Source organism: Litoribacter populi, from assembly GCF_007483685.1.
GTDB classification, from domain to species: Bacteria; Bacteroidota; Bacteroidia; order Cytophagales; family Cyclobacteriaceae; genus Litoribacter; species Litoribacter populi.
Window position 1 is genome coordinate 3,433,348 of sequence record NZ_VMKN01000001.1, and the last position, 19,931, is coordinate 3,453,278.

Genomic DNA, 19,931 nt, shown 5'->3' on the forward strand with positions numbered 1-19,931 from the left:
CAAGAAAAGAAAATAACCACCAGAAACACCAAAAATGAATTTTTCATATAGTTAAGAGTTAGGTTAAGAAAATTCAAACTAAAACGATCAAAATTACGAAAGACAAATTATTAAAATATTATTTTAATAATCAGGTCAATTTGAAAAAAAACTTCTAAAATTTTTACGAGAAGGCAACTAAAAAGGTTCGAGGGTAAATGATGTTTTTTAGTTTTATTTTTTTTACTCTACCACAATCTCAATTCTTCTGTTTTTTGAACGATTTGCAGAAGTGTCGTTAGGTGCGACGGGTTTTTGGTCACCATACCCCTTAATTGAAATTCTTGCTTCTGCTATCCCCAACAAAATTAACTCCTGTTTGACTGAAATGGCCCTTTTTTCGCTCAGTTGCTGGTTATAATTTTGATTGCCTACATTATCTGTATGCCCCTCTATGAGAATGTTGACTTCTGGGTTTTCTGAAAGGAAATTGCGCAACCTGCCGATGGAGCTCTTTGATTCCGGCCTGAGATCCGCCTTATCAAAATCGAAAAATACGTTTTCAAAAAGAAACTGCTCCCCAGAGGCAACAGGCGTCAGCTCAATCTCCATATCCGACCGATCCATGAGGTTATCCTTCTCCACATTATAAATCTTTGGCAGAAACCCTTTCTTCTCCACATAGAGCCCTGAAAAAGTCTTGTCGGGATACAGCATCATAAACTTGCCTGACTCCCCGTCCGATCGAAACTGGTAGATTATGCTATCATTGGCCAAACTAACTAAGGATAAGCGTGCATCCAGAGGCTTACCGGTCTTGCTGTCCAGCACCTTACCCTCGGTTACCAATATTTTTTCCCCAAGGTCTATTTCTTGCGGGAAAGGAAATCTGTACAGATACGAAGCATCCAGTCTCCCATCCTTGAAAGAGTTTTCAGTGTAATAAGCAAAATCTCTCTGTGCAGTAATGAATAACGCCAGTTGATCCTGATGATCATTGATAGGATAGCCCAGGTTTTCCGGTTCGGTAAATACTCCCTTTTCCATTCGGGACATAAAGATATCCATTCCCCCAAAACCCAAATGTCCATTGGAGGCAAAGAACAACAACTCATTATTGAAATATATGAATGGGCTCACCTCATCTTTGGGCGTATTGACGCCCTCTCCGAGATTTTTGGCCTCGGCCCAGCTTCCGTCGTCCTGCCTTACCGAATACCAGATGTCATTTCCACCATACCCTCCTCTCCTGTTGGAAGAGAAAAACAGAATGCTTCCGTCAGCAGATAGGGAAGGTTGGGAATCCCATTGGCGGGAGTTTACATTTTTACCCATATTGGTGGGCTTTTGCCATTTTCCATTTACTTTATAAGTGACATAGAGGTCGCAGCTCCCAAAAGAGTCCGGAGCATCACAGGACGTATATATTAATATGTTCCCATCTGCTGAAATGGTACAGGTACCTTCGTTGTAATTAGTATTGACTGTTTCCGCAATAGGAATCGGTTCAGTCCAACCCTCCTCTTCATAATAACTCACATAGATATCCTCATTATCCTGAAAAGAAAGTCCGTCACGCTTGGTAAATAGTATCTTTCGGCTGTCGGCGGTGAGAACAGGGAAATATTGGAGGTTAAAATTATTGAGTGGGGAGGGGAGTTTTACCTTGGTGATGTCCAAGGGAGAGGCGATGTGTTTTTTGACAAAGTCGAGTTGCTCCACAAAATCCCTATAATGTGACGAGGTGCGGAATCTGTCAGTAAATAAGGGGTCACTCTCTTCAAAAACAGAAACAGCCTCATCAAACCTTCCGGTTTTCATCAGAATGTTGGCTTTCAACCAACCAAAGTCTCCGCTGATCTTAGGATTGTTTTTGACCCTTGCGGCCCCTTTTTCGGCCACCGCCATTGCTCTATCCGGATCTCCCTTCATCAACAGCAATTGGGACCAGCGTATATAGGATTCAAAAAAATTACTACTTCTATTGATGGAGGCCTCAAATTTCTGGATCGCCTCATCATACCTTCGCTTCAATACAAGCTCTTCACCTTCTTCATGCAATTTGATCGCGCGTCTATCTATTACAGAATATTCTTGCGCCTGCACTAAAAATACCGAGAAAAAAAACGTTAAAAGCAAAAGTAACTTCTTCATAATTTATGGAATATCCATAAATTTATGAGTTTGTAGCGATATTTTCCAATTTGGGTTACTTTTTACATAATTTACTATCTGCTCGGTAAAGGTAGCAGCCTTGCTCCATTCCGGCTGAAGAAGCTTAACACAGCCCTCTCCTACCTGTGAAGCGTGTTTTTCGGCAAATTCAAAATCACTTTTGTGAAAAATTATAACTTTCAGCTCATCAGCCTCTTGATAGATACTCGGGTGGGGTTCTTTGAATTTTTTGGGTGAAAAGCAGACCCAATCGAAAGTTCCTGTAAAAGGATGAGCACCGGAAGTTTCAATATTAGTCTGAAATCCTTTTGCCTTCAAAAGCTCAGTAAGAGGTCCGAGGTTATACATCAAGGGTTCTCCCCCGGTGATTACCACCAGCCTACCAGGATACTGCTCCGCCTGCGCCACAATATCCTCAACGGGTAAAACAGGCCATTTTTCGGCTTCCCATGAATCCTTCACGTCACACCACACACAACCAACATCACAACCGCCCAGGCGGATGAAATAGGCAGCATGCCCGGTAAATGTCCCTTCTCCTTGAATAGTATAAAAAGCTTCCATGACAGGAAGCATAGTGCCGCTGGCTACGGCTTCTTTGATTTTCATATCAATTTTTGATTAAGCGGGTGATTGAACCGCTGGGTTTAAAACATTTAAGCTTGCAAAGGTACGATAAATATTCCTTTTACTAAATTGATAAATGCTTAATTCCCACTCAAACTGTTTCTTTACGGTGACATTCTCAGACCTTCTCCTAAGCACCCCAGCAAATACAATATGCATTTCCCTCATCCTTATCTTATAAAACACTGAAAGATACAATACTTATAATTGGGAATGGGTTTTGATTTCTATTAACAGATTTTATGCAACCATTAACTTTAAACCTGTCCAACCATGAAAAACATCCAAAATAAAGTAGTCGTAATCACTGGAGCCTCAAGCGGCATCGGAAGAGCCACCGCGCTGGAAATTGCTAGAAACGGAGGCACTGTTGTCTTGGTCAGCCGTAGAAAAACTGTCCTGGAAGAGTTGGCTCATGAATGCGAATCATACGGGGGAAAAGCATTGGCCGCCCCTGCCGATGTTTGTCGGGAAAAAGAACTTACAGCAGTGGTCAAACAAGTGATGGATAAGTATGGGAAAATTGACGTTTGGGTCAACAATGCGGCTATCACATTACTTGGACCATTTGAAAAAACGCCCCTCAAAGACAGCAAACAGGTAATCGAAACAAATGTAATGGGTTATATGAACGGCGCGCACGCGGTCATGCCCATCTTTAAAAAGCAGGGCTTCGGCAACCTAATCAACGTCTCCTCCATGGTGGCCCTGACTGGCCAGCCCTTCTCGGCAGCCTACACGGTCAGCAAATTTGCAATCAGAGGATTGAGCTTTAGTCTTGAGCAAGAATATTCCGATGTGAAGGACATCCACGTATGTTCTGTATTACCATCCGTGATTGACACTCCATTATTCCAATCTGCTGCTAATTATATGGGCAAGGAAATTAAAGCCCCTGAGCCGGTGATTTCTGCTCAAAAAGTTGCAGAAGCTATCATGGACCTGGTTATACATCCCCAAAAAGAAGTGGTCGTAGGATACCAAGGTAAGGTGGCCAAACTTTTGAAAAATGCTTCTTCCCCTAAATTTGATCATCAGATCAGAAAAAAAATTCTAAAGGACCATTTCAAAAAATCCTCTTCAGCAAAATCCACCGGAAACCTGTACACCACTAACGGCAGGGCCACCATCAGCGGAGGCTGGCTTCCTGAAGACAAATCCAAAAAAGACGACGGTGTAACTTTGGGCTGGGGTCTAGTGGTTGCCGGCTTGGTCGCTAGCGCCTACATGTTGGTGAAGTCCGGCATGGACTCCAAACCCAAAACCATTACGGAAAAGATTTCTCATCAGGTAAAGCTTAACACCCCAGCATTTTTAAAAAAGGTCGCTTGGTGAAAAAGGCTGAAACTAGGAAGTTTCACGTGGCTATCCCAGCGACCGCCGCGTGAAACTTCCTCCTTAAAATTCCTTTTCCCAAAACTTGAGCTTACCTTTTGCCTCCGAACTGATTAACCTATAATGATCAGGGATTATTTCCTCCCCTCCACAATAGGTTACCACCCTTGTCCCTTTTGAGGTTCCCTCCAATTGACGATGAAGAAATCCGCAATTCTCAAGGTAGGCATTTTCATCAATTGAATTTTCCCGATCAAGGCTGTCGGTCAGATCAATGCTTTCACCAAAGGAATTGAAAAAGTAGAATGCATCAAATTCCTGAAAGTTAATGCTTTTGATGTCAGCATGAATGAAATTCACTCGAAGGCCCAGCTGTGCAACCATTTTTCGAGAAAGGCGTATTAGACTTTCTCTTTTTTCGACCCCATATACCTGAGCGTTTGAGCAGCTTGCAGCTACAAGGCAAAACTTACCGGATCCAGAGCCAATATCCAAAACTTTTGTCTCAGAGTCCCTTACCAAAAAACCAATGGCCTTTTTGGTAATTACTACCGGCGTCCAATGGGTAGAGGATAATTTATTAATCTTTAGAGGATAAAGAGCATCGAATTCTCGATCTGAAAGCTCACTTAAATCCAACTGCATGGTATCTCATTTTAAAACCTCATAAGCATATCCCCTTTGGAATATAGGTGGTCAACATGGACAATGCAAAGGGGGAAATCCCGTGTTTATCCCGTGTTTATCCCATGTTAAACCTATATTAACCCTGATGTAAAGCTGCAATATCTAGTTACTTCCAACCGCTTGCTTTTCACTTATAAATCTTCTTCTCAGCTGCCAGCAGCGTGTTGCTCAACAAGGAGGCGATTGTCATAGGACCAACTCCTCCGGGAACAGGAGTAATGGCGGAGGCTTTTCGGGATACCTCCTCGAATTTAACATCACCTACCAATCTGAAGCCACTCTTCTTGCTCGAATCCTCAATTCTGTGAATCCCCACATCAATTACTACAGCACCTTCCTTAACCATATCGGCGGTCACAAATCCTGCTTTACCTAGTGCCACGATAAGAATATCAGCTTGCTTGGCTATCTCAGGGAGGTTTTGGGTACGGCTGTGGGTCAACGTCACCGTCGCATTTCCTGGATTCCCGTTACGGGCCATCAGGATACTCATCGGAGAACCTACAATATGGCTTCTTCCGATAACCACGCAATTTTTGCCGGTTGTTTCAATGCCATAGCGCTTAAGAAGCTCCATGATGCCGTTTGGTGTTGCAGAAACGTATGTAGGCCAGTTTAAGGCCATACGCCCAACATTTGCTGGGGTAAAACCATCCACGTCTTTTTCGGGCTTGATCATTTCGGTTACTTTTTCCACCGAAATATGCTTAGGCAATGGCAATTGTACGATCAGTCCGTCAATTTCCGGGTTTTGGTTGATGTCTTCCACCACCTTCAATAGCTCCTCTTCAGAAACCGTATCCTCCAATCTCACCAGTGTCGACTCAAAACCTACCTGCTCGCAAGATTTCACCTTTGCATTGACGTAAGTCTGGCTAGCCCCATCATGGCCCACCAACACAGCAGCCAAATGCGGGATCTTTCCACCCTCCTGCTTTATTTCGGCCACACGGGCAGCGATTTCGGTTTTGATTGTTTCTGAGGTGGATTTTCCGTCTATAATTATAGGCATGGTTGATAGTTTATATAAAATTAAATAACCGAAGAGGCGCAGAGAAAGATAAGACCTTTTATCGCCTCACACTTAAAAACATCTATATCAAGTTTTTTGAAGTTGTTGCTACGCTTTTTACAAAAATAGAAACTAACTCATTGCATTCTTTCATTGTAGTGTTCACCAAAGCTTCATCTTTATAAAGCTTCGATCTAAAAACTAGTTTTAAGCAAACCAAGGTCTCCCTAAGCTCCTTTAACACAATTTTTATCTTATGAAGAAAATCCCTTTTCGATTCTCCACTTTGTGCTTCCCCATAATTCAGCGCCGGCGAGGTTCCTGACCTCAATAGTTGGCCAGCCAAATGATTCCCGGCTTTATTGCTTACTATATTATCGATCACTTGAATGACCAACACAGCAAAATTGATTAATCGCTCCTCCAAATCGTATATCCGATTCATAAAAAATAATGTTTAAGGATGGCAAAAAGTTTTGGGTAACCCACTTCATCATTCATCATTCTACATTCATCATTAAATAATGAATAATGAACGCCGAATAATGAATGATGAAGTAAAGTCTAATCCAATTTCAATACCGCCATAAATGCCTCCTGAGGCACCTCCACATTTCCTACTTGTCTCATTCGTTTCTTGCCTTTTTTCTGCTTATCGAGGAGCTTACGCTTACGGGAGATATCCCCGCCGTAGCACTTGGCAAGTACGTTTTTACGAAGAGCTTTGACAGTTTCTCTAGCAATAATTTTGGTACCGATAGCGGCTTGGATGGCGATTTCGAACATTTGTCTTGGTACAAGTTCCTTTAGCTTTTCGCAAAGCCTCTTGCCCCACTCATACGCCTTGTCTCTGTGGACAATTGCCGATAAAGCATCTACAACTTCGCCATTCAGCATCACATCCAATCTCACCATGTGTGACTGTTGGAATCCTTTTAGTTCATAATCCAAAGAAGCATAGCCTCTGGATATGGTTTTCAATTTATCGAAGAAGTCGAATACAATTTCTGCCAATGGCATATCGAAAGTAAGTTCAACCCGCTCAGCTGTCAGATAAACCTGATTTTTAATCTGCCCCCTTTTGTCCATGCAAAGCTGGATCACCGGACCGACATAATCGGCAGCGGTGATGATTGAGGCTTTCACAAATGGCTCCTCAATATGCTTGAACATATTTGGCTCCGGCATATCGGAAGGGGCATTTACTACATTGTATTCACCGTCATTCATCATGGCGCGGAACTGCACTGAAGGCACCGTCGTGATCACAGTCATGTCAAATTCCCTTTCCAGCCTTTCCTGGATGATCTCCATGTGGAGCATACCCAAGAAACCGCAACGGAAGCCAAAGCCCAAAGCAGCAGATGTCTCCGGTTCCCAAACTAAGGAAGCGTCATTCAACTGCAGTTTTTCCATAGAGGCTCTAAGTTCTTCAAATTCGGTGGTATCAACTGGGTAAATCCCAGCAAAAACCATCGGCTTTACGTTTTCGAAACCTTTGATGGAAGTGGTACAAGGTCTTTTGATATGGGTAATGGTATCCCCCACTTTCACCTCTTTAGCCACTTTGATACCTGAAATCAGGTAACCCACATTTCCTGCGGCTAAAGACTGTTGAGGTTTCTGTTGAATACCTAAAATACCGATCTCATCTGCATCGTATTCCTTACCGGTATTGACAAATTTAATTTTATCCCCCTTATTAATAGTACCGTTAAATACACGGAACAAAACTTCAACCCCTCTAAAAGGATTATAGACGGAGTCAAAAATCATGGCCTGTAAAGGCTCATCCGCATTACCTTTTGGCGCAGGGATTTTTTCGATCACAGCATTGAGTATGTCCTCGATACCAAGTCCTTCTTTCCCTGAAGCAAGCACGATATCTTCACGGTCGCAACCGATCAAATCGATAACCTCATCGGCTACCACCTCGGGTTCAGCTCCAGGAAGGTCAATTTTGTTTAAAACAGGAATGATTTCCAAATCATGCCCCATGGCCAAATAAAGGTTGGAGATAGTCTGGGCTTCAATCCCCTGAGAAGCATCCACGATCAAAAGCGCGCCTTCACAAGCTGCGATGGAACGGGAAACCTCGTAGGAAAAATCCACGTGGCCTGGTGTATCGATAAGGTTGAGGGTGTATTCCTCGCCTTTGTAAGTATATTTCATCTGGATCGCATGAGATTTGATCGTGATACCGCGCTCACGCTCCAAATCCATGTTGTCCAGTAACTGATTTTGCATTTCCCTATCGGTCACCGTGTGGGTAAACTCCAATAGGCGATCTGCCAATGTACTCTTCCCATGATCAATATGGGCTATGATACAGAAATTTCTTATTTTTTGCATATCCATTCTGAGGGCAAAATTAGTAAATAGTTAGGGTTTTACATTGATTTCTCCCCTTATTTTCTAACTTCACAGGCTTTGGAAGGTTTTAAATCTACAAATGAACCCCTAATGCGAATTAACCGCCTCCACACGATATATTTTCTTTTGGGACTGACACTGATTTTCCTGCTGGCATTTGGTGTCCAGGCTTTCCGGGCAAAGTCGGGGATAAGTATTTCCCCTGACCGCAACTTAGTATGGCGGGACTTTAAGCAGGTCAAAACAATCAACAACCGCCCCGGGGTGAATGCACGAACAGTAACCTACGTACAACCCAAAATCGGTTCAGCATCCGAGAAAAATGGAATCATCCGCATCAGCCCCAAGATAGAAATTGGTATTGACCCAGACCAAACTCAGGTTTCCTTAGGTTTTCTTTCCCGCTCCGACAAAGCCACTAAAGAAGCTGTGCTCAACCATGAAAACGGCCACTTCAAAATTGCCCAACTCATAGGCAAGCAGCTCCTGAATGCCATAGAAACATTTGAGTTTGACAAAAACAGGTATCAGGAGCAATTTGACAGTCTGGTGCAAGAACATTACAAAGAATGGCGGGAGATGGAGCGGGCCTACGATTATGAAACCACCAATCCTCGGGATTTGGAAAGGCAAAAGGAATGGGACAATTTCTTTGAAAAGGAGATTTCCAGGTAGGAATTTGTAGTTTTGTTTTGAAGACCGAGGACGGAAGACGGGAGACCGAAAGGTTCTAGGCCTGATGCTAGGATGGCGCTTTATTCGGTCTTCGGTCTTCGGTCTTCCGTCCTGCCAATAAGTGGGAAATAGGCTTTTAGCATAATTTCGGATAACAAAAATTAAATACTTATGAAAGATATAGCGGAAAAGAAGAAAAGCACCAACATCGGTGAATATATTATCTATATGTATCAGATGGAGGATCTGATCAGGTCTTACCAGTTTAACATGGAGGACATCCAGAAATATGTGGTAGCCCATTATCCTGTAGAAGAGGATAAGAAGGATGAAATCTATGAATGGTTTACCGACTTGGGAGACAAGATGCAGGATGAGGGTGTGGTGGAAAACGGCCACTTATCAGATGTGCAGCTTTATGTGAATGCGCTCGCTGATCTCCATTGGGAGCTACTAAAAACCGACAAGGAGTATTTTCAAATATACGACCAAGCTAAGCCCTATATCCTAGACTTCATCTCCTCCTCAAACGGTCAGGACATTGGCCACGAGATACAAATTTGCCTAAATGGAATTTACGGTCTTCTTTTAGCCAGACTTACTGGCAAGACCGTAAGTGAAGAGATTGAAAAGGCCACTTCTGCATTCGGTGCGGTATTGGGATACTTGAATCATTTGTATATGGAAAGGAAAAAGTGAGCCCCTCTCATCTAAGTTAGGAAGTTGTACAGTTAATTTTCAAACGGTATATTTATTTTTATAGCTAAATACTTGGTTTTTTTTAATTCACTTACTTTGGGCACAGGAATGATGTCGACACTTTTCCCAAGGTTAATATTGCTTCCTTTTTTAGTAAAAAGCATTTACACTTTAAATTTAATCTAAAATGAAAAAGATGTTATTTTTAACTATTTTTACCGTAGGCCTGTTGGGAGGCACAAGTATTATGGCTTGTGATTATAACGGCTATTGGTGGGCATGTACTCAAGAAGAACAAGAAGAAATATTGGACAATGCTGAAGCAGAGTGCGGGAGAGATAATGTATTGATTTATTTCCCATCAGAAGAAGACTGTAATGGTTAATGTTTAATGATTTAGGCCTTCAGATTCCTGAAGGCCTTTTTTACTCTATTATTATGAAACAACCTAAACTATTGATTTTTATCTTTCTTTTTGCTAGCTGTAATTCTAAACTTCCAACCCGATATGAGGAGGTAGCAAAAATAACAAACTTCTCAAAAACCATTTTTTATCCAGAACTGAATTTCAAAACGAAGTATACCGGAGGCATGGTTACTGCCCCCGTTGATGAAAGTGAATACTTAGTAGGATATAACTTCAAAAGAGGTAGTTTTGACTTTATCTCCACGGAGGATAAAAGTAGCTTTTATATTACCCTAGAGCCGGATGGACCAAATGCAATCAATGGTTTTATTTTATCCTTTTCATATAGCTTTGACCACCTTTATGTAAAGACAACTATTGGAATTTATAAAATGAGAATCAACTCCCATGAATCTTCCTATGTAGTTGAAAATAAAATAGTGATAGGGGACCCTACAAAAGTAAAATCAGATTTTTCTTTGGCCCCAGCAGGTTTTCTTTCTGAAGATTTACCAAGTGATGATCTAATAATTTATCAACCAGATAAAATAATTACAAACGTCTATAAGTTTACAACGGAGTCCTCTCCTGATTTTTTTGATGGAAGTCATATTGCAGAATTTGACCTAAAACTCCAAAAGGCTAAAAAGCTTCCAGTTTATTACCCAAGCCATCTAAAAGGAGAAACAGGCACCCTGTTCCCCACCCTTACTCAACCCTATTTAGCGTTGGCAGAAGAAACTTTAATAATCACCTACCCTGCTATAGATAGCCTATACTTATTCAACTTAAAAAACCACACAGCTACAGTTAAAAAAATAGGCGATCATCTAGAATTTGATAAACCAGATCCCTTAATTATAGGTAACAAAAACATGAGGGAGGCCGGGATTTTCACTTATCAAGCCAACTCTCCTAGATTCTTTAACCTAAAATATGATCCAATTAAAAGTCACTTCATCCAGATATATAAAGGATATATAGATTACGGGGAAAACAAAAGGCTCGCAAGATTCCGGTATGATAACCATTACATTTTAACTTACGATGTAAAATTAAACCTTAAGGATATTTTTAAACTCGAACCGGAAATTGACATGGACCCTACGATTACAAAAAACGGTATTCTTTTTTTTGCAAAAGAAGCCACTATAGAAGATGCTCTGGAATTTTATAAATGGGTCCAGGGTAATTGAAAAAGATCTTTACAAAAAACACCTACCAGGTTTCAAAAAAACCTGGCAGGTGTCATGAGGTTATACTCTAAGCCCTTTGTGCCTCTGTGGTTTTATAAAAATTACAAATCTAACTTTGAATTCTCGTCATCGCTAGCCTGCTGTTGATAAGTCTCACCTTTTATAATGGCTTTCGAAATCTTGAAGAGCTGTACCATTTTATTAGCATTGCTGTCCCAGAATTCTGAGCTATGGGGAACAACCTTGATCAAAGCCAAATCCGGATCTTCTTTTCCCTCGGGAAACCACGCTTTCAATATGGGACTCCAAAGTTCGTCGACCTTGTTTTTGTCATGCACCAAAGATGCCTTTCCGCTGATGGAAACGTATGAATTGGAACCTTTGTCGGCATAGCTGAGGTTGACCTCGTCATGCTCGAGTATTTCCCCGGTTTTGGAGGAAAATTCGTTGGTAAAAAACCATAAATGGCCAGCCTCATCCATTTGGCTGGTAGTCATAGGACGAGCACGGAGCTCTTCACCGTCCTGTGTTACCATCATGGCCAATTCTATTTTTTCTATAAGTTCACGGAGCCTTTTCAACTCCTCATTTTTAGTCTGGGTCATAATATTTCGGGTTGTTTTGTGATGAAATTATAACATACACTCCTCTATATTGTTCCATTTTTTCCAACCAACTTTAAACAATATGGAGGATAACCAAGCTAAAATCATCAAGGAGGAAATCGTATTTGATGACCACTTTAAGATCAAAAAAGCAACTCTGCAGATTACCAAACCCAACGGGGAATGGAGCAATGAAATGGACAGGTTGAATTTTGAGCGGGCAGATTCTGTTGCAGCGGTAATTTACCTCGAGGACAAAGACGAATACCTTTTCACCAAGCAGTTTCGCTACCCTACCTTTCATAAAGTCGATGGCTGGATTTTGGAATTGGTGGCAGGGACAATGGAGGACAGTGAGTCTCCGGAGGAGACCCTGAAAAGGGAAATCTTGGAGGAAGCTGGCTTTGAGACTGACGACCCTATTTTCTTAAATTCCTTTTTTGTAAGCCCAGGAGGTACCTCGGAAAGAATCCATCTGTATCTTTGCAAGACACGGTCCGACAGGCAGATTGAAAAAGGCGGCGGAGCGGAAGAGGAAAACGAGCACATTGAGCTTATTTTTCTCAGTAAAGAAGAGGTAAAAAGGAGACTGGCCAACCATGGTTTCAAGGATGCGAAAACCCTGATCGGACTGCTCCAAACGATAAAGTAACCCATGGATTTTATTCAGATCAGCAAAACCCTATTTTCATCCCTTCAGGAAAAACTCAATTTACACCGCAGACAAAAGGGGCTTTTTGGTCTCAACAATGCTTCGGATAAGGAAGTGAAGGCCACCCATCTGATAGATGAAGTGGCCTTTGAAGTTATAAAGGAAGAACTTTTGGATCTCCCTATCAATATTTTCATGGAGGGCTTCCCGGCGATAATGGCAGAAGGGGCAAAATACAACTTTTATATAGACCCGGTGGATGGAAGCAGGAACTGGGATCGCGGAGTAGGTGACCCATCTTTATGTCTTGCGATAAGCGAGGCGAAGGAAAACCTCAAGTTCAGCAACCTATTTTTTGCCTTTATCGGGGGTTACCATTCCCAAGACCAATATTTCGTAAAAGAAGGAAAAGCTATCTTTGATTCGTTTTTACTACAAAAGGAAGTGGAGATCAACACACAAAATTCAGCCATGAGACTTTCAGATGCACATGCCTATTTGAAACCAGGTTATTCCGCCACCAAAGAGCATTTTGACTATTGTTGGCCAATTTATCCCTTGGTGAAAGATATCCGGGCCATTGATAACAGCGGAATGGACCTTTGTGAAATTGCCCGAGGAGCAGCGGACTTTTCCATCGAGGCCCGCAAGCTGTCTGACTTCTATAACTTGCTGGCTTTTCCTATTCTGAAGGCAGCCGGTGGGGTTTTGACGGATTTGGCAGGGCGTGACCTTACAAACTGCGCCATTGACCTGGAGGGGCAATATGATTTTATCGCGGCAGGGAATAATACCTTAGTAAATGAAATACTTAAAAACCGCGGAGAATCAGTGATGGATTGATTATTTCATTATTGAGTTTAATCAAAAATACCGTATTCGTAGATACTTCGGTAGATGTTGTTCTGCTCCGCATAATTTAGGAATTTCTGATAGAAAGGATGGTTACCGATGGTGGAGCTGTCCCCTATCACCACCAACTTTCGCTTTGCGCGGGTCAGGGCAACGTTCATGCGTCGGGTGTCCGAAAGGAAGCCGATTTCCGCATCTGCATTGGACCGCACCAAACTTATGAAAATGATATCCCTCTCCTGCCCTTGAAATCCATCAATGGAGTCTACTGTTATAGCATTCTTGACCGCATTCAGATACGGAAAGCTTTCCTCATCAAGCAATTCCTTGAGTTTGGCCACTTGAGCCCTGTAAGGTGAGATTATTCCAATGGTCCATTGATGATGATTTACCTTTTCTGCCTTCACCCTTTCTATAGTTTTCTCCAATTGGGAAAGCACAAAGTGAGCTTCATCGGAATTAAACTTGCTCAAGCTGTCTTTTTCGATCTGTTCTCCAAAACCACTTCCAGCCGTGTCGATAAAAAGCATGGCGGGCTCCCCATCATCTAAGGTCCTTTCCGCAATAGAGTTTTCAGCGATCAAGCGCCCCTGATAAAACTCTTGATTGGAAAAACCCATGATGAGGTTAGGCATGCGGTACTGCAAGGTCAGCATCGTGGCCACTTCAGGTTGCCGTTGAATGGTTTTCTCAAACAAGGTGATTTTTAAGCCTGCTTCTCCAGCTTCATACGATTTGACTGTCGGCGGCAACTGGCAATGGTCCCCAGCCATTACTACCTTCCTTGTTTTCAAAATCGGAATCCAAGTGGCTGGCTCCAAACCCTGACCAGCTTCGTCAATAAAAGCTACTGGAAAGCTTCTATCCTTCAAAACCGTATGATTGGCTCCAACTAAAGTGGTGGCGATCACCTGGGCGTTCTGCAATACGTCCTGCAGAATGTAATCTTCAAGCATTGCAGCCTCATCCTTCAATCTGGTTGCAGCCTCAAACATTCTTTTGCGCTGCATCCTTTCATCATGGCCAAAATTCCGCTTATGCTTGCGGGCTACAGTCCTAAATTCGTTGGCATCCCTTTTCAGTTTTTTCAAATCTTTATAAGTTGGATGGGAGGCTACCTGATAATCCAAAGTATTTTCGATGATCCGGTCTTCTATCCTAGCCGGATGCCCCAAACGCACCACTTGGATGTTTTTATCTAGTAGCTTTTCAACCAATAAATCCACTGCTGCGTTGCTTGGTGCACAAACCAATACCTGAGGATTAAGCTTCAGGCTTTCCTCCACGGCGCCTACCAAGGTAGTGGTTTTGCCCGTGCCTGGAGGGCCATGAATGATAGCTACATCCTGGGCATCAGCCATTTTCTGAAGAGCTTCCACCTGGCTAGAGTTCAAATGCGAGTCGGGGGAAATGTCCACCGAGGAAAATACAGGCTTTTTGTAACCTAAAAGGATATCACGCAATTCTGCAGTCCTGCCCTTTTCTGCCCGTTGCAAGGCTTTCATGGCTGCCTGCATCTCTTTGTAGGAGGTTTGATCAAACAGCAGGTCCATGCCTAGCTTTCCAGACTTAAGCCAATCGGGAGTAAAAGAGGAGTTGAAGGTTACCGTTATGGTATTTTTATTGGCGGAATTGACTACGCCACCAAGTCTTCCTTCTTCGGTAGAGACAAAGTCCTGCAGACAGAACAAGGAAATTGATTTCCCGGACTGAAACTGATTGGCTTCCCGGAGTCCATCACCTTCAAAAGTCAACATGAGTCGATCCCCGAGCAAAAACCGCTGACTTTTGAGCTGCAAAGGATATAAACACACTCCCTCCTGCTTTTTCTCCTGAAGAGATTTGTTCTGGGATTTTTTGATAAATCCCTTATAATCTTCATCCCACTCTATCTGGAGAAGGAGAAGCGTTTGTTCCAATTCCGCGTGTATTGCCATAGATATTTAGTAAATCTAAAGTAAAGTACTGCAAAATATTTGAAGGTACATAGAAGTGTAAGGGTTGGAAGAGCACAGTTCGAAATTCAAAAAGACCACTTGGAAGATTAAGAATGTGAAAATTACTGCGATGGAAGGACAATAATAACGAGGATATTTCTTCTAAAAATGTAACTTTAGTCTTGAAAACTAATATATTTAGGTTGTCAAAAGTATAATCAACACCTTAAGTTTGTAAATTTTGAATTTTCTAGCACACGCATACTTGTCTTTTGGAGAACCTAAGGTGCTGATCGGTAACTTTATAGCGGATTTCGTCAGGGGTGACCTGACTAAAACCTACGATACCGAAGTGATTATCGGGGTAAAGCTCCACCGGGCAATTGATGCTTACACCGACAGCCACCCTGAAGTGAAAGCCGTACAGGAACTATTGAAACCGGCCTACGCCCGATATTCTTCTGTTATATCGGACATGTTTTTTGATCATTTTCTGGCTGTAAGCTGGAGCGAGTATCATAACGTACCAATCAAGGAATTTTCCCAGGAGGTGTACAAAGTCATGACCCAATTTACAGTCGATCATCCGCATCCACTTCCCGAAAAGTTCAACATTGCCTTTGACCTGATGGTCAAAAACGACTGGTTGATGTCCTACACCACTATTGCAGGCATGAAACAAGCAATGAAAGGAATGGCCAACCGGACAACTTTTGAAAGTAAAATGGAGACTTCCCATCTTTTTCTACAGGAACACTATGAAGAAATCAAAGCCCCTTTCCACAGGTTTTTCCCCCAATTGGTGGAATTCTCCAAGCGACACCTGGAAGAGCTGAAAGAAAAAGTATGATTGATTGCAAACCGAAAACCGGAACTTACTTCTCCTTGTCTATAGTGGTCCTGATCCTTTTTTCAGGACTGATCTATATTCTGATTGATTTTGCCCAAAAGCAAACCTATGGATTTGTTTTTTACCTTTTCAGTGCCACTTTACTCACTGTGGTTCTTCTAATTATTTTGGTAAAAATGATGGCGGGCTTTAGATTCATATCTGCTGGCAAGGAAAGTCTGAATGTCCGATTGCCACTCAGGGGGTTAAAAAAAAGTTACAAATTGCAGGATATATTAGCTTGGCAGGAAGAGGTGATTGTGACGAACAAAAAAGAATTCAGGCAAATGACTATTGTTTTTGCCGACCAAACTTCATTTAGCCTCAGCAATCATGAGCATACCAATTACGGCCAGTTGGCTAGTTATCTGGGAAAGAAAGTTCCGAGAAAAAAACTAAAATAAGGCTCCAATTGGAGCCTTATTTTTTTACCCTCAATGTGTCCACTCGTATTTATCCAAATTTTCCAAACAGTCATTCAGTAGATCAATGCTTGCTTGAATATCCTTTTTGTTAGCCATTTCGATCACCTGATGCAAATGGCGAGTAGGGATGGATATAGCACCAGCGATGGCTCCTTGCTTGCCCATCCGCTGCAACCCCGCCGTATCAGTTCCTCCAGCGGTCAATATCTCAGGCTGCCAAGCAATTTGCTTTTCATCAGCTGTCTTCTTCATAAAATCTACCATCCTATAATCACATATGGTCATGGCATCCATGATCTTGATGGCTGTTCCTTTGCCTAATTCAGTAATTTTCTCGTGTGCTTGGGCACCCGGCACATCATAGGCAATGGTGGTGTCCAAGGCAATCCCAAAATCCGGATCGATCTGGTGGGCGGCTACGTTGGCTCCTCTAATTCCCACTTCCTCTTGTACGGTGAAAGTAGCATAAAGATCATACGGCATATCTCCAACCGTACGTAGAGTTTCCAGCAAAATAAAAACAGCAACTCGGTTGTCGATGGATTTACAATTGACGCAATCTCCCATTTCAATCAGATGGCGTTCTCTGGTAATGGGATCCCCCACTTTGATAACCTTCTCAGCCTCTTCCTTGCTCATACCCAAATCAATGAAATAGTCGGTCAGTTTAGGAAGTTTACCTCGCTCCTCCTGACTCATCACATGGATTGGTTTGCTACCCATTACACCTATGACATCATTCTTACCGTGGATAATTACTCTTTGGGCAGTCAGCGTCTTAGGATCAAAGCCTCCAAGCGGATGGAAGCGTACAAAACCTTGGTCATCGATATGGGTCACGATAAAGCCAATTTCATCCATGTGAGCGGCTACCATGACCTTTTTGCCGTCTGTGTTATTTTTACCCCTTTTTATGGCGATGATACTCCCCATATTGTCCACTTTGACCTCATCGACCAAATTATCCAATACCTTTAAAATATAGTTTCTAATAGGAGCTTCAAATCCCGGCGCTCCGGGTACTTCGCATACATTTTTTAACAGGTCTATGTCCATATAAGCTTCTTTTTGGTAATAAATGACGTAAAAGTTTTTCTCCCAATTTTTTATCTAAGACAATCCATAATGGAAACTGGCATATATTTTTCAAGTGTAAATACACAAACAAAGTTATTAAAATATTGTAGCCTTATTCAATGATCCAAATCATTTTAGTCCTGATCGGGGCTTTCATCATCTTTATCCTAAGTACCCTCAGTGGCGGTGGAGCCAGTCTGCTCCTTATGCCACTTGTGGCACTAGTAGTGGGTGTGAAGGCGGTCGCACCGGTGATGACCATCAGTATCGGCATGAGCAGTACCTCCAAAGTTTTCTTCTTCTGGAGAGATATCGATTGGAAGCTGTTTATTTGGCTCTTTCCTTCCACTATTGTGGGCTCCATCATTGGTGCCAGGATGTTTGCCGAGCTTTCATCTGACTATATACAAATATTGATTGGACTGTTGTTGGTTTCTACCGTCTTTCAGTTTAAGAAAAAGGACAAACCCAGCAAATTCAGGGTTAAGGCCTGGCACTTCGCCCCCATGGGTCTTGGAGTGGCTTTTCTTTCCGGTTTGATCGGAGGAGTTGGCCCGCTGATGAATTCAGCCTATCTGAGCTATGGTATTTCCAAAGAATCGCTTTTAGGTACTCGTTCTGCCAACGCTATCCTTTTGCACCTAACAAAAATCATCTCCTATGCTTATCTAGGCTATGTAAATGGTGAAGTGCTGAAGTATGGTATAATGATAGGCATTGTCTCCATGTCGGCAATTTATGTCGGCAAGTTGATTTTGGGTAGAATGTCCGATGAGCTATTTCGTAAAATCGTGGTTGCCAGCATGGTAGTGAGTGGAGTACTCATGCTTTGGCAAAACAAACAGTTTATCATGGAGCTTATTTATAAATCATAATCTCTTTTAAAATCTATTCCAATTAGAAATAAATTCCCCTTAATATGAAGCTTTCTATTTCCTCAAATGTGCACCTAGTAGAACCCGGTGATTTTGAACCGGCTGATCACTGGTACCCCAGGGCGCTAAATTCAAATATCCACCCTTTGGTCGCTACTTTTCTGAACCTCAGCCACGAGCAAATGGTAGCCCGCTTTTGTCGGCTCAATCCCAGAGCGGACTATGACACAGTAATGAAGTTGCTTAAGTACCAACCCAAATATTTTAGATGGGCAGGCACCGACCTTATGCATGTGACCAACAATGAAGGTTTAAGAAAACTCACTCTGATAGAAACCAATAGCTGCCCAAGTGGACAAAAGTCTATGCCTCTATTGGACTTTAACTTCGAGCAGGGAGGTTATAGAAGGTTGATTGAAAAAACCTTTAAGCCGATGGTAGATAACCATCCTGAAAAGGGAGCTTTGGCGGTAATCTATGATAAGAACCCAATGGAAAATGTGGGGTACGCAGCCACCGTTGCTGAAGTTTTTGATGAAAATGTATATCTAGCTCAATTTAAACTTGAGGACACTGATCCCCCGGTGGAATTCAGGGATGGAAAAATGTTTGTCCGAGGTGAAAAAGAAGAATGGGTAGAAATTCGAGCCGCATTTAGATATGTTACTCAGGAGCCCTGGGATCGACTCCCCAAAAATCCTAAAACACTACTTTTAAACCCCATTGAGGCTTGCTTGGCTGGTGGCCGAAATAAGGAAGTAGCTAGTAGGGCCTACGATCTTTTCAATAAGGAGTTTGAGTCCAAAGGTATCAGCATTTTTACTCCAAAGACTTTCAGAAATGTGGCATATCATGAACTTCAGTCTTACTATGAGAAACTGGGAGGAAGTATGGTGATCAAAGTTCCTGATTCCAATGCCGGACAAGGAGTATACACGATAGTCAATCAAAGAGAAATGGATTTTGCACTGTCCGAACTTGCACATGATCCTGAGGAGCTATTTATTGTACAGGAGTTGATCCATAGCAACTATACTGAAGGCAAGGATCCAGCGGATACCTGGTACCACTTAGGCACTATTCCAGACAACAAAGGTAGAAGCTTTGCCTATGATTTGAGAATGATGATGCACGCAACAGAGGAGGGTATACGTCCCTTGGCGATATACAGTAGGAAGTCAGGCTTTCCGCTAAATCAACCCTTGCCGGAAGACATGAATTCTTGGGAAGTTTATGGAACCAATCTCTCTATTAAGGGTGATGATGGCTGGACGTATGCGGATGAAAGGCTGATTCTTTTTGATATAAGGAACTTCGGGCTATTAGGTTTGGGAATAGATGAATTGATCAGAGGTTTTATACAGAGCGTGATGGCTGTGTATGCCATTGATCAAAATGCTATCCATACATTTGATAAGAAAGCCAGTATTGTTTAAATTAACCGATCAATTAAGA

At 42.2% G+C, this 19,931-nt stretch carries 20 protein-coding genes; 11 read left to right on the plus strand and 9 right to left on the minus strand.

What is annotated here, in order from left to right:
• Positions 1 to 222: 222 nt before the first annotated feature.
• Together FPL27_RS14880 and FPL27_RS14885 are read right to left on the minus strand one after the other, a co-directional pair.
• Positions 223 to 2,133, minus strand: a complete 1,911-nt coding sequence (locus FPL27_RS14880) for an OmpA family protein (RefSeq protein ID WP_143961841.1) — start codon at positions 2,131 to 2,133, stop codon at positions 223 to 225.
• 3 nt (positions 2,134 to 2,136) lie between these two features.
• On the minus strand, positions 2,137 to 2,763 hold the full coding sequence (locus FPL27_RS14885) for a 7-carboxy-7-deazaguanine synthase QueE (protein WP_143961842.1): 627 nt from the start codon (positions 2,761 to 2,763) through the stop codon (positions 2,137 to 2,139).
• A 291-nt stretch (positions 2,764 to 3,054) separates the two neighbouring features.
• Here FPL27_RS14885 and FPL27_RS14890 point away from each other — a divergent pair, with 291 nt between their 5' ends.
• Positions 3,055 to 4,116, plus strand: coding sequence for an SDR family NAD(P)-dependent oxidoreductase (locus FPL27_RS14890; RefSeq protein ID WP_143961843.1), 1,062 nt, complete (start codon positions 3,055 to 3,057; stop codon positions 4,114 to 4,116).
• Between the two features lie 63 nt (positions 4,117 to 4,179).
• Here FPL27_RS14890 and FPL27_RS14895 read toward each other — a convergent pair whose 3' ends face one another.
• From FPL27_RS14895 to lepA, 4 genes are all read right to left on the minus strand, one after another.
• Positions 4,180 to 4,761, minus strand: coding sequence for a class I SAM-dependent methyltransferase (locus FPL27_RS14895; RefSeq protein ID WP_235893449.1), 582 nt, complete (start codon positions 4,759 to 4,761; stop codon positions 4,180 to 4,182).
• Positions 4,762 to 4,930: 169 nt separating this feature from the next.
• The gene (folD, locus tag FPL27_RS14900) at positions 4,931 to 5,815 is read right to left on the minus strand and encodes a bifunctional methylenetetrahydrofolate dehydrogenase/methenyltetrahydrofolate cyclohydrolase FolD (RefSeq protein ID WP_143961844.1); all 885 of its coding nucleotides are present in this window, start codon (positions 5,813 to 5,815) and stop codon (positions 4,931 to 4,933) included.
• A gap of 82 nt (positions 5,816 to 5,897) precedes the next feature.
• Entirely contained in the window at positions 5,898 to 6,260 is a 363-nt protein-coding gene (locus FPL27_RS14905) for a four helix bundle protein (RefSeq protein ID WP_143961845.1), read from the minus strand.
• Positions 6,261 to 6,379: 119 nt separating this feature from the next.
• Positions 6,380 to 8,173, minus strand: coding sequence for a translation elongation factor 4 (gene lepA, locus FPL27_RS14910; protein ID WP_143961846.1), 1,794 nt, complete (start codon positions 8,171 to 8,173; stop codon positions 6,380 to 6,382).
• Between the two features lie 105 nt (positions 8,174 to 8,278).
• Here lepA and FPL27_RS14915 point away from each other — a divergent pair, with 105 nt between their 5' ends.
• The 4 genes from FPL27_RS14915 to FPL27_RS14930 all read left to right on the plus strand — a co-directional run bounded on the left by FPL27_RS14915 (position 8,279) and on the right by FPL27_RS14930 (position 11,164).
• Positions 8,279 to 8,863, plus strand: a complete 585-nt coding sequence (locus FPL27_RS14915) for a DUF922 domain-containing protein (RefSeq protein ID WP_143961847.1) — start codon at positions 8,279 to 8,281, stop codon at positions 8,861 to 8,863.
• A 171-nt stretch (positions 8,864 to 9,034) separates the two neighbouring features.
• Positions 9,035 to 9,562, plus strand: a complete 528-nt coding sequence (locus tag FPL27_RS14920; protein ID WP_143961848.1) for a DUF4924 family protein — start codon at positions 9,035 to 9,037, stop codon at positions 9,560 to 9,562.
• Positions 9,563 to 9,749: 187 nt separating this feature from the next.
• Entirely contained in the window at positions 9,750 to 9,947 is a 198-nt protein-coding gene (locus tag FPL27_RS14925) for a hypothetical protein (protein ID WP_143961849.1), read from the plus strand.
• A 53-nt stretch (positions 9,948 to 10,000) separates the two neighbouring features.
• Positions 10,001 to 11,164: a hypothetical protein gene (locus FPL27_RS14930; protein WP_143961850.1), complete on the plus strand. Its 1,164-nt coding sequence runs from the start codon at positions 10,001 to 10,003 to the stop codon at positions 11,162 to 11,164.
• 101 nt (positions 11,165 to 11,265) lie between these two features.
• On the opposite strand, the gene FPL27_RS14935 is transcribed toward FPL27_RS14930, so the two are convergent.
• Positions 11,266 to 11,769 carry a pyridoxamine 5'-phosphate oxidase family protein gene (locus FPL27_RS14935; protein ID WP_143961851.1) on the minus strand — a complete coding sequence of 168 codons (504 nt, stop codon included), beginning with the start codon at positions 11,767 to 11,769 and terminating at the stop codon, positions 11,266 to 11,268.
• Positions 11,770 to 11,851: 82 nt separating this feature from the next.
• Between FPL27_RS14935 and FPL27_RS14940 the strand changes: the two genes are divergently transcribed.
• Positions 11,852 to 12,421 (plus strand): NUDIX domain-containing protein, encoded by a 570-nt coding sequence (locus tag FPL27_RS14940; protein WP_143961852.1) that lies wholly within the window; start codon positions 11,852 to 11,854, stop codon positions 12,419 to 12,421.
• A 3-nt stretch (positions 12,422 to 12,424) separates the two neighbouring features.
• Positions 12,425 to 13,264: an inositol monophosphatase family protein gene (locus FPL27_RS14945; RefSeq protein WP_143961853.1), complete on the plus strand. Its 840-nt coding sequence runs from the start codon at positions 12,425 to 12,427 to the stop codon at positions 13,262 to 13,264.
• Between the two features lie 17 nt (positions 13,265 to 13,281).
• Here FPL27_RS14945 and FPL27_RS14950 read toward each other — a convergent pair whose 3' ends face one another.
• Positions 13,282 to 15,210: an AAA domain-containing protein gene (locus FPL27_RS14950; protein ID WP_143961854.1), complete on the minus strand. Its 1,929-nt coding sequence runs from the start codon at positions 15,208 to 15,210 to the stop codon at positions 13,282 to 13,284.
• 241 nt (positions 15,211 to 15,451) lie between these two features.
• Between FPL27_RS14950 and FPL27_RS14955 the strand changes: the two genes are divergently transcribed.
• Both FPL27_RS14955 and FPL27_RS14960 read left to right on the plus strand, forming a co-directional pair.
• Complete coding sequence (locus tag FPL27_RS14955) at positions 15,452 to 16,060, plus strand: acyl carrier protein phosphodiesterase (protein ID WP_143961855.1); 609 nt, start codon at positions 15,452 to 15,454, stop codon at positions 16,058 to 16,060.
• Positions 16,057 to 16,503, plus strand: a complete 447-nt coding sequence (locus FPL27_RS14960; protein ID WP_143961856.1) for a hypothetical protein — start codon at positions 16,057 to 16,059, stop codon at positions 16,501 to 16,503. The genes FPL27_RS14955 and FPL27_RS14960 overlap by 4 nt, the downstream gene beginning before the upstream one ends.
• 30 nt (positions 16,504 to 16,533) lie before the next feature.
• Here the strand turns inward: FPL27_RS14960 and FPL27_RS14965 are convergent, their stop codons facing one another.
• Entirely contained in the window at positions 16,534 to 17,580 is a 1,047-nt protein-coding gene (locus FPL27_RS14965) for a M42 family metallopeptidase (protein WP_143961857.1), read from the minus strand.
• Positions 17,581 to 17,720: 140 nt separating this feature from the next.
• On the opposite strand from FPL27_RS14965, the gene FPL27_RS14970 reads away from it, so the two are divergent.
• Positions 17,721 to 18,476, plus strand: coding sequence for a sulfite exporter TauE/SafE family protein (locus FPL27_RS14970; RefSeq protein ID WP_235893450.1), 756 nt, complete (start codon positions 17,721 to 17,723; stop codon positions 18,474 to 18,476).
• 44 nt (positions 18,477 to 18,520) lie between these two features.
• Positions 18,521 to 19,912: an ATP-grasp domain-containing protein gene (locus FPL27_RS14975; RefSeq protein ID WP_143961858.1), complete on the plus strand. Its 1,392-nt coding sequence runs from the start codon at positions 18,521 to 18,523 to the stop codon at positions 19,910 to 19,912.
• Positions 19,913 to 19,931 lie beyond the last annotated feature (19 nt).

What these genes read in the sequence shown, in the direction of transcription:
- lepA (WP_143961846.1), bottom strand. Translation starts at nt 8,173, where the DNA reads ATGGATATGCAAAAAATAAGAAATTTCTGTATCATAGCCCATATTGAT.
- FPL27_RS14940 (WP_143961852.1), top strand. Translation starts at nt 11,852, where the DNA reads ATGGAGGATAACCAAGCTAAAATCATCAAGGAGGAAATCGTATTTGAT.
- folD (WP_143961844.1), bottom strand. Translation starts at nt 5,815, where the DNA reads ATGCCTATAATTATAGACGGAAAATCCACCTCAGAAACAATCAAAACC.
- FPL27_RS14915 (WP_143961847.1), top strand. Translation starts at nt 8,279, where the DNA reads ATGCGAATTAACCGCCTCCACACGATATATTTTCTTTTGGGACTGACA.
- FPL27_RS14945 (WP_143961853.1), top strand. Translation starts at nt 12,425, where the DNA reads ATGGATTTTATTCAGATCAGCAAAACCCTATTTTCATCCCTTCAGGAA.
- FPL27_RS14950 (WP_143961854.1), bottom strand. Translation starts at nt 15,210, where the DNA reads ATGGCAATACACGCGGAATTGGAACAAACGCTTCTCCTTCTCCAGATA.
- FPL27_RS14905 (WP_143961845.1), bottom strand. Translation starts at nt 6,260, where the DNA reads ATGAATCGGATATACGATTTGGAGGAGCGATTAATCAATTTTGCTGTG.
- FPL27_RS14970 (WP_235893450.1), top strand. Translation starts at nt 17,721, where the DNA reads ATGATCCAAATCATTTTAGTCCTGATCGGGGCTTTCATCATCTTTATC.
- FPL27_RS14975 (WP_143961858.1), top strand. Translation starts at nt 18,521, where the DNA reads ATGAAGCTTTCTATTTCCTCAAATGTGCACCTAGTAGAACCCGGTGAT.
- FPL27_RS14930 (WP_143961850.1), top strand. Translation starts at nt 10,001, where the DNA reads ATGAAACAACCTAAACTATTGATTTTTATCTTTCTTTTTGCTAGCTGT.
- FPL27_RS14880 (WP_143961841.1), bottom strand. Translation starts at nt 2,133, where the DNA reads ATGAAGAAGTTACTTTTGCTTTTAACGTTTTTTTTCTCGGTATTTTTA.
- FPL27_RS14965 (WP_143961857.1), bottom strand. Translation starts at nt 17,580, where the DNA reads ATGGACATAGACCTGTTAAAAAATGTATGCGAAGTACCCGGAGCGCCG.
- FPL27_RS14935 (WP_143961851.1), bottom strand. Translation starts at nt 11,769, where the DNA reads ATGACCCAGACTAAAAATGAGGAGTTGAAAAGGCTCCGTGAACTTATA.
- FPL27_RS14885 (WP_143961842.1), bottom strand. Translation starts at nt 2,763, where the DNA reads ATGAAAATCAAAGAAGCCGTAGCCAGCGGCACTATGCTTCCTGTCATG.
- FPL27_RS14890 (WP_143961843.1), top strand. Translation starts at nt 3,055, where the DNA reads ATGAAAAACATCCAAAATAAAGTAGTCGTAATCACTGGAGCCTCAAGC.
- FPL27_RS14920 (WP_143961848.1), top strand. Translation starts at nt 9,035, where the DNA reads ATGAAAGATATAGCGGAAAAGAAGAAAAGCACCAACATCGGTGAATAT.
- FPL27_RS14960 (WP_143961856.1), top strand. Translation starts at nt 16,057, where the DNA reads ATGATTGATTGCAAACCGAAAACCGGAACTTACTTCTCCTTGTCTATA.
- FPL27_RS14895 (WP_235893449.1), bottom strand. Translation starts at nt 4,761, where the DNA reads ATGCAGTTGGATTTAAGTGAGCTTTCAGATCGAGAATTCGATGCTCTT.
- FPL27_RS14925 (WP_143961849.1), top strand. Translation starts at nt 9,750, where the DNA reads ATGAAAAAGATGTTATTTTTAACTATTTTTACCGTAGGCCTGTTGGGA.